Below are 12225 nucleotides of genomic sequence, written 5' to 3'. Positions count from 1 at the left end.
AATGACTATGTGATTTCTCGCATGGCCACTTGTGATGCTGATAATCTTTGTGACTATCAGTCCGTACTCACAAGCACCCACACGAATTGCTTGATTCGATTTGTTAAAGAGCGTTTGGTCAAGAGCGTTTCTTCTCAACCGAGGCGCGCATTCTACGCTTTCCTCAGAGCCTGTCAAGCGTTTATTTTGAAGTTTTTTGCGAGAAACTCGTTTGGCTTCAAATACTTGGCTCGCTGCGATCTCTCGTAGCGGGAGGCGAATAATACAGCGTTTAAAACCGCTGTCAACCTTCATCTCAACCGCCATCGATCATTCGACCGAAGCGCCTCCAACCTCACCTTAACTACCTAACTCGTTGAATTTCAAGGAGTTTGTCGTTCCGATGTCGCTGGAAGTGGGGCGCATTATAAGGGGATTCGAACCCCCGTCAACCTTTTCTTTCAAAAACATCTCAGAGCACCCTTCCCTGCCTACGGAAAATCCTCGTAAGGATCCGCGCAGCAGCAGGAACCCGCATGAACATGAGCAGAGCACCAATGCCTGCATAAATAGCCCACTCCCTCAGATCCGACCGAACGATCCACAGGAAGTGCAACAACCCCAGTCCAAGCACCCCGTACACCAGCTTGTGCAGCTTCTTCCAACGCGCCCCCAGTCGCCGCTGGCTATACCGATTCGAGGTAATCGCCAGCACCAGCAGGCCAAGAAAGCCGAGCGCCCCGACAATAATGTAAGGCCGCTTACGTAGCTCGACCGCCAACTGCCCCCAATCCAGTCCAAGAATAAAGAACAGATAGGCCAGGATGTGCAGCACGATATAGGCAAATACCCATAACCCCAGCTGCCGCCGCACCACGATCCAGCCCGACCAGCCCGAAAGCTTCTGCAGCGGCGTCATGCTCAAAGTCACCAGCAGGAAGGTCAGCGCTCCAAGCCCAAGGCGGTCCATGAAGATTTTCCCAGGGTCCGGGCCAAGCAGGCCCATCGCGGCCTCGTACAACCACCACACGGGAAACAGGCACCCCACGACAAAGATACCCAGTCGCAACCAGGGATAGCGCATCAATAGTTCTTCCGCAGATCGAGCCCGCTATACAGTGACGCCACTTCATCGGCGTAACCATTGAACATCTGTGTCTGCCGCACATTCGGACTGAACAGCCCACTGGGCAAACGGCGCTCCCGCGCCTGAGTCCAGCGCGGATGATCAACGGTCGGATTCACATTGGCATAGAAGCCATACTCATCCGGCGCCAACCCCTGCCAGGTTGTTCCTGGCTGCTCGGCCACCAGGCTGATGCGCACGATCGACTTGATACTTTTGAAGCCGTACTTCCAAGGTACTACCAGGCGTAACGGCGCACCGTTCTGATTGGGTAGCTCCCGGCCATACATGCCTACCGCCAGAATCGCCAAAGGATGCATCGCCTCATCCAGACGCAAACCTTCTCTGTATGGCCAGTCGATCAAGGCAAACCCCGAACGCTGCCCCACCATGTGCTCGGGATCCTTCAACGTCTCGAAACGGACATAGCGCGCCTTCGACGTAGGCTCGACCTGCTTGAGCACCTGTGCCAAGGGGAACCCCAGCCACGGAATGACCATCGACCACGCCTCGACGCAACGCAACCGATAAATGCGCTCTTCCAGCTGGTAGGGTTTGACGAAGTCTTCCAGCGCATAGCGCCCCGGCTTGCCCACCTCACCATCCACCACCACCGACCAGGGCTCGGTCTTCAGGCTGTCGCCATTGGCGGCCGGGTCGCCCTTGTCCGGGCCGAACTCATAGAAGTTGTTGTAATGGGTGGCGTCCTTGTATGGCGTGATCGCCTCATCCTTGACCGTCACGGCCTGCCAACGTGCGGCAGCGAGCTTGTCGGTAAACCAGCGTGGCGCGGCGCCGGGCGCCACATCGGCATAGCGCGACACATCAGCTGCGCTCGCCCCGCCGGGCAATGCGCCCAAGGCCAGACCGGCCAGCGAGCCACCGAGCAGAGTACGACGGGAAAGGTAGATACCTTCAGGAGTGATCTCGGCTGCCTTGCAGTCGGAAGACCTGGGAAGCTTGATGAGCATGGTCGGCTCCACAGCACTGGATAACGGATGTACCAGTAAGACTGTGGAGCCGGAGGGTTATTCCAGCGTTAAGGAATTATCACGCTTTGCGCCGACGCCCGCGCAGCAGGAACTGGATCGGCCCCGATGCCGCATAGGCGAGGAAGATCAGCAGCAGGATGCGCGGCGGGTCGCTGAACACCACGGCAAACACCAGCACCACCGCGAGGATCGCCACGAACGGCACGCGCCCCTTGAGGTCCAGCTCCTTGAAGCTGTTGTACTTGATGTTGCTGACCATCAGCATGCCCGCAGCGGCAACCAGCAGTGCCACCAGGAACGACAGCTTGGAGCCCTGAATGCCGTAGTCGCTGAATGCCCAGACGGTACCGGCGACCACACCGGCGGCGGCCGGACTGGCCAGGCCGATGAAGTAGCGCTTGTCGGCAGTGCCAACCTGGGTATTGAAACGCGCCAGACGCAACGCCGCACCCGCTACATAGATGAAGGCGACCATCCAGCCGACCTTGCCCATGTCACCCAGCGCCCAGCCGAAGGCCAGCAGGGCCGGGGCCACACCGAAGGCGACCATGTCCGATAGCGAGTCGTACTCGGCACCGAAGGCGCTCTGGGTATTGGTCATGCGCGCCACACGACCATCGAGGCCGTCGAGCACCATGGCCACGAAGATCGCAATGGCGGCAAAGGCGAAATACTTGCTCGCCTCGCGTGGATCGCCAGCGCTCTGCGCACTCATCGAGCTGATGATGGAATAGAAACCGGCAAACAGGTTGGCGGTGGTGAAAAGGTTGGGCAGCAGATAGATGCCGCGATGGCGCACCTTGCGCCCTTCGGCGTCATGCCCTTCTTCAACGTGCTCATCGACAGGTAGCAGGCTTTCGGCGTCGGAGGGCTTGTTCGGCTCTTCGGGACGTTCGCTCATGGAGGGTACCTTGCAACAGGATGGAAAATGTTCGACACGGGCCCGCAAAACTGGTTCTGACGGCGAGCCACTGGTCTGCTTTATACCAGAAGCTGACTGCCAGAACGAAAAAACGCGGCCGAAGCCGCGTTTTTCATCTTTCGATAAGACTTAGTTCTTGGTCTTGTCGACGATTTTGTTAGCCGAGATCCAAGGCATCATCGAACGCAGCTGCTCGCCGATGATCTCGATGCCGTGAGCGGCGTTGTTGCGGCGCTTGGCGGTCATCGATGGGTAGTTGGTAGCACCTTCGGAGATGAACATCTTCGCGTACTCACCGTCCTGGATGCGCTTCAGAGCGTTACGCATGGCCTTGCGGGATTCTTCGTTGATGACTTCCGGACCGGTGACGTACTCACCGTACTCGGCGTTGTTGGAGATCGAGTAGTTCATGTTGGCGATGCCGCCTTCGTACATGAGGTCAACGATCAGCTTCAGCTCGTGCAGGCACTCGAAGTAGGCCATTTCTGGCGCGTAGCCTGCTTCAACCAGGGTTTCGAAGCCGGCTTTGACCAGCTCGACGGTACCACCACACAGAACAGCCTGCTCACCGAACAGGTCGGTTTCGGTCTCGTCCTTGAAGGTGGTTTCGATGATACCGGTACGGCCGCCGCCTACGCCCGAAGCGTACGACAGGGCGACGTTCTTGGCATTGCCGGAGGCGTCCTGGTAAATAGCGATCAGGTCAGGGATACCGCCACCTTTGACGAACTCGGAACGCACGGTGTGGCCCGGTGCTTTTGGCGCGATCATGATCACGTCGAGGTCGGCACGTGGAACTACCTGGTTGTAGTGGATGGCGAAGCCGTGGGAGAAGGCCAGGGTAGCGCCCTTCTTGATGTTCGGCTCGATTTCCTGCTTGTACAGCTGGCCCTGGAACTCGTCCGGGGTCAGGATCATGACCAGGTCGGCGGCAGCGACAGCGGAGGCAACGTCGGTCACTTTCAGGCCATGGGCTTCAGCCTTGGCAACGGTGGCCGAACCTTTACGCAGACCGATGGTGACATCTACACCGGAGTCCTTCAGGTTGCACGCCTGAGCGTGGCCCTGAGAACCGTAACCGATGATGGCGACTTTCTTACCCTGGATGATGGAAAGGTCGCAGTCTTTATCGTAGAAAACTTTCATGAAAATACCCCTGGTTATATCTCGGCCCCTGCGGAGCCATCGCTAATTTTTGAATTTAGATGCTGAGCACTTTGTCGCCACGGGCGATGCCGGTAACGCCACTGCGCACGGTTTCGAGAATCGATGCGGTGCCGATCGCCTGGATGAAGCTGTCCAGCTTGTCGCTGGTGCCGCTCAGCTGCACGGTGTACACGCTGGCGGTCACATCGACGATCTGGCCACGGAAGATATCCGTGGTGCGCTTGATCTCGGCGCGCTGGGCACCGGTGGCCTTGACCTTGACCAGCATCAGTTCACGCTCGATGTGGGCGCTTTCCGACAGGTCGACCAGTTTTACCACTTCGACCAGCTTGTTCAGGTTCTTGGTGATCTGTTCAATCACTTCGTCATGGCCAACGGTGGTCAGCGTCAGACGCGACAGGGTCGGGTCTTCGGTCGGCGCCACGGTCAGGCTTTCAATGTTGTAGTTGCGCTGGGAGAACAGGCCGACCACACGGGACAGAGCACCGGGTTCGTTTTCCAGCAGCAGGGAAATGATGTGCCGCATATCAGGTACGCTCCGTCTTGCTCAGCCACATGTCACGCATCGAGCCATCCTTGATCTGCATCGGATAGACGTGCTCGCTGCGGTCGACCGCGATGTCGATGAACACCAGGCGGTCCTTCATCGCAAACGCTTCTTCCAGCTTCGGCTTGAGATCTTTGAGGCTGGTGATGCGGATACCCACATGGCCGTAGGCCTCGGCCAGCTTGATGAAGTCAGGCAGCGACTCGACGTACGAGTGCGAATGACGACCGTTGTAGGCCATGTCCTGCCATTGGCGGACCATGCCCAATACACCGTTGTTCAGGTTGACGATCTTCACCGGCAAGCCGTACTGCATGCAGGTGGACAGCTCCTGGATGTTCATCTGGATGCTGCCTTCACCAGTCACGCAGGCAACGTCCTGATCCGGGAAGTTGAGCTTGACGCCCATCGCTGCCGGGAAGCCGAAGCCCATGGTGCCCAGGCCACCGGAGTTGATCCAGCGGTTCGGCTTGTTGAAGCGGTAGTACTGCGCCGCGAACATCTGGTGCTGGCCAACGTCCGAGGTGACGAAAGCATCGCCATGGGTCACTTCGCACAGGGTCTCGATGACTTTTTGCGGTTTGATGACGTTGCCGTCGCCCTTGTCATAAGGGAACAGCTCGCCATTGCCACGCCATTCGTCGATCTGCTTCCACCAGGCATCCAGCGCCACCTTGTCAGGCTGCTCGCCAATTTCCTTGAGGATGCCAAGCATTTCGCCGAGCACGCTGTCGACCGGGCCAACGATCGGCACGTCGGCTTTGATCATCTTGGAGATCGACGCCGGGTCGATGTCGACATGGATGATCTTGGCATTCGGGCAGAACTTGGCCGGGCCATTGACCACGCGGTCGTCGAAACGCGCGCCGACAGCAAAGATCACGTCGGCATTGTGCATGGCCATGTTGGCAGTGAAGCTGCCGTGCATGCCGAGCATGCCGAGGAACTGACGGTCGGTCCCCGGGAAGCCACCCAACCCCATCAGGGTGTTGGTGACCGGCAGATTCAGTGACTTGGCGATTTCGGTCAGGGCTTCGGAGCCACCGCCGAGGATCACGCCGCCACCGGCATAGACGATCGGGCGCTTGGCCGCCAGGAGCATTTCGGCAGCCTTGCGGATCTGGCCGGAATGACCGCGCACAGCCGGGCTGTAAGAGCGCAGCTTGACCTTCTTCGGATAGACGTACTCGAACTTCTCGGCCGGGTTGGTCATATCTTTTGGAATGTCGACCACGACCGGGCCCGGGCGACCGGATTGCGCCAGGTAGAAGGCTTTCTTGAGTACTTCAGGGATCTCGGTCGGGTTCTTGATCATGAAGCTGTGCTTCACGATCGGCCGCGAGATACCGATCATGTCGGTTTCCTGGAAGGCATCGGTACCTACCATGGTGCTAGGCACCTGGCCGGACAGGATGACCATCGGAATCGAATCCATGTAGGCGGTGGCAATGCCGGTAATGGCATTGGTCGCGCCCGGACCGGAGGTTACCAGCACCACGCCGGCCTTGCCGGTGGCGCGGGCGTAGCCGTCCGCCATATGGGTTGCCGCCTGCTCGTGACGAACCAGGATGTGTTCCACTTCCGGCTCTTTGAACAGCGCGTCATAAACATGAAGGAGAGCACCACCAGGGTACCCGTAGATGTGCTTAACGCCTTCGTCACGCAAGAAGCGGACGACCATCTCAGCGCCAGATAAAAGCTCCACGTTGTTCACCTCTAAAACGCCAGAATACCGTCCCTAGTGGACGGGTCTTAATAGGTTTACTGCCAAGCAGAGCATGAGCGAACGTCAGCACTGACTGAGCAAGTATTGGGAGCTCCCCAGATGTTGCGGGGGTTTCCCACCCAGCGCGAGGTAACGCGTTGCGGGGTGTAACAGGCGGCGCGGGTGTGCGCCTCATGATCTGCTTAGCGGGTCTGCTTCTGGCAGTCCCTCTACAGCGGAATCTGGATTCTTGTGATTTGGCGCCTACAAGTCAAGAAAAATTATTGCCAATTTTTCCCGAAGATGAATTCCTGCCACCACTAAAAACCGAGTCAGCAGCAGAAAAAATAAGAATTTAATAAAAAAGGGCCACAATCTGCGGCCCTTGAAGGAAAAACTGAAGAAATCAGGCGGAAGGAGCGATCAATTGATCGAATGCTGCCAACAGGCGGCGCAGCTCGCGACTTTCTTCCGGACGATCGGTGAACACGGTTTCCGCCATCACCAGGATGCTCGAGGCATTGGGCAGGGGGTGGCCGAGTTCAATGATGATCTTCATGCGTGGCAGGAAGATCCACTGCAACCACTGCTCGAAGCTCAGCGTGTCGACCGCGAAAGGAACGGTACTGGCCAGCGCGTCGTCGCTCGGCGGCTCATCATCCCACCAGCCTTGCACCTGCAGCTCACGCTCGATGAGCAGCAGGTGGTCGGCGATATCGAGAACGCGTTGCTCGATCATCACGAGCTGACCCGCGCTTTCTGCCGCGCCAAGGCGGCACCGGCGCTGTCACCCTGCTTATCGCGGGCCTGGGCGATGGTGTTCCACAGCTCGGCCTGCAGGTCGGGGCGGCCATTGGCGTAGGTCAACGCACGGCGGGCCAGTTGCTCGGCCTGTGGCGCGTCGCCCTGCGACAGGCGCACCTGGGCCAGGCGGAACAGCACCTGAGGCTCGCGCGGGGCAATGCGCTGGGCGCGCTCCAGGCTCGAGGCGGCACCGTTGAAGTCACCGCTGCCCTGCTGCGACTGAGCGGTGGTCAGCAGCGCCAGTACCGGGCCATCAAGCTGTTCATCGGCCGAGAGACCACCGGAAGCGGCACTGCTGCGCGGGATGCCGGTCGGCGCGCTGGATGCGGCCGGCGCGCTGTTCATCGATGCGATATCGAAGGGTTCGTCAGCGATCGGGTTAGGGTTTGTCGTGATCGGCGCCGAAGTCACCGGGCCTGGCGTGATAGGGCCGGTGCTGATTGGCGCCGCGCTACTGCCCGCCGGGAAGGTCTGGATGCCTGCGGCCCCCGCGCCTTGCGGAATCATCACGGTCACGCCCGAGTCCTCTGGCAGCGACTGTGCCTGCGCGGTGCCGTTGCTCATGCCCGCCGAACGGTGGGCCTGGACGCGCTCACTATTGGACACCCGGGTGCTCGAGTCCACCACCGGAATGTTGCCTCGCGGCACGCTGGAGCAACCCTGGAGCACTACCAGCGCCGTCACGGCAGGAAACAGCCACTTTTTCAATTCACACCTCATCAATGCTGCGTTGGGCTCAGTTCATCCAGCCCTTGACCCAGTCCATGACCGACTCTACGGGATTCTGCTCACCGCCGCAGGTCGCTCCGGCGGGCGGTTCACTGCCGCGAATATACGGCATCTGCACGGCGCCCGGACAGCTTCTGTCAGAACCATGGCCGCTGTACGGATCGATCCACGCCTGCACCACATTGTCTGGCTGTGGCATGTCCAATGGCAGCGGGTCGGCCTTCTTCATGAAGCTGGTCCACACCTGCAGGGCGCCGGTGGCACCGGTAAATGGCGTCTTGCCGTTGTCGTCTCGGCCCATCCACACCACTGCCAGCAGGTCCTGGCTGAAGCCAGAGAACCAGCTGTCGCGCGAATCGTTACTGGTGCCGGTCTTGCCCGCCAGGGTCAGCGAGCTTGGCAGCACGTTGTAGACCGAGCGACCGGTACCTTCACGCATCACCCGTTGCATGGCGTTCTGTACCAGGTAGATAGCACCTGGGTCGAAGGTCTGCTGGATCTGGAACGGGTAGCGCTTGAGCGGCTCGCCCTCGGCCGTGAGCACGCTGCGGATGCCGCGCATCGGCGTGTTGAAGCCACCGTTGGCGATGGTCTGGTACATCGTCGCGACTTGCATGGGCGACATGCCGCCAGCACCCAGCAGCATTGCCGGGAAGGCTGGCCAATCGACGTTGACGCCGAGGCGGCCAATGGTCTTGATCACATTCGGCACACCGACTTCCAGGCCGAGCTTGGCAGTCGACAGGTTCAGTGAGTTGGCCAGGCCCTGGTACAGGTAGATCGTACCGTGCGAACGCCGGTCATAGTTTTGCGGGCGCCATACCTGGCCATCGGCTCCTTTTACCGAGAACGGTTCGTCCTGCACCCAGGAGGTCAGGGTGTACTTGCTTGGCTGCTCCAGCGCGGTCAGGTACACCGCCGGCTTGACCAGCGAGCCGATCGGCCGCACGGCGTCGATGGCACGGTTGAAGCCCGCAAACCCGGACTGGCGGCTGCCGATCAATGCCTGCACCTCGCCGGTTTCCGGGTTGGTCACGACCATCGCCGATTCCACCTCGTCGGCACCTTTACGCCCGGCCAGGCGCTTGAAGGTTTCGGCCATGGAGGTTTCAGCCTTCATCTGCAGGATCGGGTCGAAGCTGGTGAAGATGCGCAGGCCTTCCTCGGTCAAGTCTTCGTCACGGTAGTCCTGGCGCAACTGGCGCTTGACCAGGTCAAGGAATGCCGGGAACGAACTGTCGGCCAGGCTGCCGCGCTTGGTTACGCCCAACGGCATCTTCTTCGCCGCATCGACCTCCGCCTGGCTGGCCACGCCTTGCTCGGCGACCAGGTCGAGGACCAGGTTACGCCGCGCCAGCGCACGGTCAGGGTAACGCCGCGGGTTGTAATAAGACGGCCCCTTGACCATGCCAACCAGCAAGGCGATCTGGTGCAGTTTCAGCTCCGACAGCGGCTGGCTGAAGAAGAACTGGCTGGCCAGGCCGAAGCCATGCACGGCGCGCTGGCCATCCTGGCCGACGAATACTTCGTTGAGGTAGGCCTCGAGGATCTCGCGCTTGTCGTAATGCATTTCCAGCAGCACGGCCATCATCGCTTCAGTCAGCTTACGGGTGAGGCTACGCTCGCTGGTCAGGTAGAAGTTTTTCACCAGCTGCTGGGTCAGGGTACTGCCGCCCTGGCGCATCGAACCGGCCGAAGTGTTGACCCACATGGCCCGGGCGATGGACTTGGGCGACACGCCGAAGTGGCTGTAGAAGTCCCGGTCCTCGGTGGCTACCAGGGTTTCGAGCAGGTATGGCGGCACCTGATCGATCTTGATCAGGATGCGATCTTCGAGGTTCTTCGGGTAGATGCCGCCGATCATCAGCGGCTCAAGGCGTACCACGTCGAGTTTCTTGCCGTTGGCACCGGCGAGGTCTGCCACATAGTCGCCGGAGAAGCGCACACGCACGAACTGCGCAGGCTCCATACCCTCGTAGAACTGGAAGCCACGTGTATTGAGGTCGACGGTATTGCCGTTCACCGCCGCCGCGCCCGGGCCGTTGGCCGCGCTTTCACGCCGGTAACCGAGGGCGTCGAGTTCGGTGAGGAAGTCGTTCTTGCTCAGTTTCTGGCCGCTGAACAGCTCCAGCGGCCGGGCATACACCTTGGCCGGGATGGTCCAGCGCTTGCCGGAGAACTTCTCCTGAACGATGGCATCAAGGTAAACCGCGAAGCCGGCGACGATCACCAGGCCGACCAGGCTGAGCTTCAAGGCCCAGCCCAGCCAGGCGCGCGAGCGGCCGGTCGGGCGTTTCTGAGGGGTACGGGGATTTCGGGTTCGAGTCATGGCGGCGGATTATACGCACTTTATGAAGGGTAGGCAGGCGCCCTCTGGCGGTAGGCAGGGACGGCACCATTGACCATAATGGCGCTTTCGAATTCCCTGTCCCCGGAAGGATTTCCCGTGAGCCAAGCCTTGATCAACGCGTTGCAGAACCCTGCCCTGTACCCTCATCCCGTGGACGGGTTCCAGCTCATCGAGACGCACATCTCCTGGGTCCTGCTCACCGGCGAGTACGCCTACAAGATCAAGAAGCCGATGAACTTCGGCTTCCTCGACTTCACCAGCCTGGGCCAGCGCCAGCATTTCTGTAACGAAGAGCTGCGCCTGAACCAGCGCCTGACCGACGGCCTGTACCTTGAAGTCCTGCCAATCACCGGCAGCGCCGAAGCGCCACAGATCGGTGGTGAAGGTGAAGCGATCGAATATGTACTGAAGATGCGCCAGTTCCCCCAAGGCCAGATGCTCAACACCCTGCAGGCCAATGGCGAGCTGAATACCAGCCACATCGACCAGATGGCCCGGCAGATTGCCGAATTCCACCTGCAGGCACCGAAAGTGTCGCCGGAGCATCCGCTGGGCACCCCGGAAAGCGTGATGGCTCCGGTCGAGCAGAACTTCGAGCAGATCCGCCCGTTCCTCAGCGACAAAGCCGACCTGCAGCAACTGGACAACCTCCAGGCCTGGGCGCGCAGCAGCTTCGAGCGCCTGCATGGCCTGCTCCAGGCGCGCAAGGCCAATGGTTTCATCCGCGAATGCCACGGTGACATTCACCTGGGCAACGCCACCCTGATCGATGGCAAGGTGGTGATCTTCGACTGCATCGAGTTCAACGAGCCGTTCCGCCTGACTGACGTCTACGCCGACATCGGTTTCCTGGCCATGGACCTGGAAGACCGTGGCCTCAAGTGCCTGGCCCGCCGCTTCATCAGCCAGTACCTGGAGCTGACCGGCGACTACGCCGGCCTGGAACTGCTGAACTTCTACAAGGCCTACCGCGCACTGGTACGGGCCAAGGTCGCCCTGTTCAGCCTGTCGGCCGATGCCGACGCCGTGCAGCGCGCCACGACCCTGCGCACCTACCGCAACTACGCCAACCTGGCGGAAAGCTACAGCGCCATTCCTTCCCGCCTGCTTGCTATCACCCATGGCGTGTCGGCAGTGGGCAAGAGCCACGTGGCCATGCGCCTGGTCGAGGCGCTGGGCGCGGTTCGCCTGCGTTCGGATGTGGAGCGCAAGCGCCTGTTCGGCGAACAGCAGGCGCAGAACGCCGGCCAACTCGCGGCCGGGATCTATGACCAGGACGCCAGCGTGGCCACCTACCAGCGCCTGCACGCGCTGGCGGCGACGATCTTGCGTGCCGGCTTCCCGGTGGTGCTCGATGCCACCTACCTCAAGGCTGAACAGCGCCAGGCCGCAGCAGCAGTGGCCAACGAGACTGGCGTGCCATTCCTGATCCTCGACTGCCATGCACCGGAAGCGGTGATCGCCAGCTGGCTGGAGCAGCGCCAGGCCGAGAACAGCGACCCGTCGGATGCCACGCTTGAAGTGGTCAAGGCCCAGCAGGCCAGCCGTGAGCCACTGGATGCCCAGGAGCTGGCAAACAGCACCCGCATCGATACTCAGGAAGCCAGCGGCATGGACCAGGTGATCGACCAGATTCGCCAGCGTCTGCCAGGCCTGTAAGTCCTCCGCTTTTGTGTACTGGCCCCTTCGCGGGTAAACCCGCTCCCACAAGGTTCTCTGCCGACATCGAGATTGGCGTAGTACCTGTGGGAGCGGGTTCACCCGCGAAGAGGCCGGCACAGGCTGCCCCTGTCAGCTCGTCGTCCCCGATGGCAAAAGGCCGCGCATTTTCCAACCCCCGCTACACTCCTCTCTGACCTGCTCGCGATTTATCCCCTAGACCCGTTCAGCCATCGCAAGGAGGC

11 protein-coding genes are annotated in these 12225 nt (G+C 60.5%); 1 reads left to right on the top strand and 10 read right to left on the bottom strand.

All coding sequences use genetic code 11. The features are described 5' to 3' along the window. The 10 genes from CQW31_RS31470 to mrcB all read right to left on the bottom strand — a co-directional run. Positions 1-294: hypothetical protein (locus CQW31_RS31470; RefSeq protein WP_218254791.1), on the bottom strand; the 294-nt coding region annotated here is incomplete at its 3' end. 157 nt (positions 295-451) lie between these two features. Continuing rightward, positions 452-1063, bottom strand: coding sequence for a protein-methionine-sulfoxide reductase heme-binding subunit MsrQ (msrQ, locus tag CQW31_RS18840; RefSeq protein WP_099815154.1), 612 nt, complete (start codon positions 1061-1063; stop codon positions 452-454). Then, complete coding sequence (msrP, locus tag CQW31_RS18835; protein ID WP_099815153.1) at positions 1063-2076, bottom strand: protein-methionine-sulfoxide reductase catalytic subunit MsrP; 1014 nt, start codon at positions 2074-2076, stop codon at positions 1063-1065. The genes msrQ and msrP overlap by 1 nt, the downstream gene beginning before the upstream one ends. A 79-nt stretch (positions 2077-2155) precedes the next feature. Beyond that, positions 2156-2998, bottom strand: a complete 843-nt coding sequence (gene pssA / locus CQW31_RS18830) for a CDP-diacylglycerol--serine O-phosphatidyltransferase (RefSeq protein WP_027917652.1) — start codon at positions 2996-2998, stop codon at positions 2156-2158. A gap of 150 nt (positions 2999-3148) precedes the next feature. Next, positions 3149-4165: a ketol-acid reductoisomerase gene (gene ilvC / locus CQW31_RS18825; RefSeq protein ID WP_054885606.1), complete on the bottom strand. Its 1017-nt coding sequence runs from the start codon at positions 4163-4165 to the stop codon at positions 3149-3151. 55 nt (positions 4166-4220) lie between these two features. After that, on the bottom strand, positions 4221-4712 hold the full coding sequence (gene ilvN / locus CQW31_RS18820) for an acetolactate synthase small subunit (RefSeq protein ID WP_003250040.1): 492 nt from the start codon (positions 4710-4712) through the stop codon (positions 4221-4223). Between the two features lies 1 nt (position 4713). Continuing rightward, the gene (locus CQW31_RS18815) at positions 4714-6438 is read right to left on the bottom strand and encodes an acetolactate synthase 3 large subunit (protein ID WP_054885660.1); all 1725 of its coding nucleotides are present in this window, start codon (positions 6436-6438) and stop codon (positions 4714-4716) included. A 406-nt stretch (positions 6439-6844) separates the two neighbouring features. Further along, positions 6845-7177, bottom strand: coding sequence for a YqcC family protein (locus CQW31_RS18810; protein ID WP_054885607.1), 333 nt, complete (start codon positions 7175-7177; stop codon positions 6845-6847). Then, complete coding sequence (locus CQW31_RS18805) at positions 7177-7962, bottom strand: tetratricopeptide repeat protein (RefSeq protein ID WP_054885608.1); 786 nt, start codon at positions 7960-7962, stop codon at positions 7177-7179. The genes CQW31_RS18810 and CQW31_RS18805 overlap by 1 nt, the downstream gene beginning before the upstream one ends. A 16-nt stretch (positions 7963-7978) precedes the next feature. Then, positions 7979-10300: a penicillin-binding protein 1B gene (mrcB, locus tag CQW31_RS18800; protein ID WP_054885609.1), complete on the bottom strand. Its 2322-nt coding sequence runs from the start codon at positions 10298-10300 to the stop codon at positions 7979-7981. 117 nt (positions 10301-10417) lie between these two features. Between mrcB and CQW31_RS18795 the strand changes: the two genes are divergently transcribed. Further along, positions 10418-11980: a bifunctional aminoglycoside phosphotransferase/ATP-binding protein gene (locus CQW31_RS18795; protein ID WP_054885610.1), complete on the top strand. Its 1563-nt coding sequence runs from the start codon at positions 10418-10420 to the stop codon at positions 11978-11980. Positions 11981-12225: the final 245 nt, after the last annotated feature.

The sequence above is a fragment of the Pseudomonas sp. 382 genome (assembly GCF_002759075.1).
In the GTDB taxonomy this organism is placed as follows: domain Bacteria; phylum Pseudomonadota; class Gammaproteobacteria; order Pseudomonadales; family Pseudomonadaceae; genus Aquipseudomonas; species Aquipseudomonas vlassakiae.
Note: the sequence above shows the minus strand (reverse complement) of the source record. Positions and strands in the feature narration are given on the sequence as shown.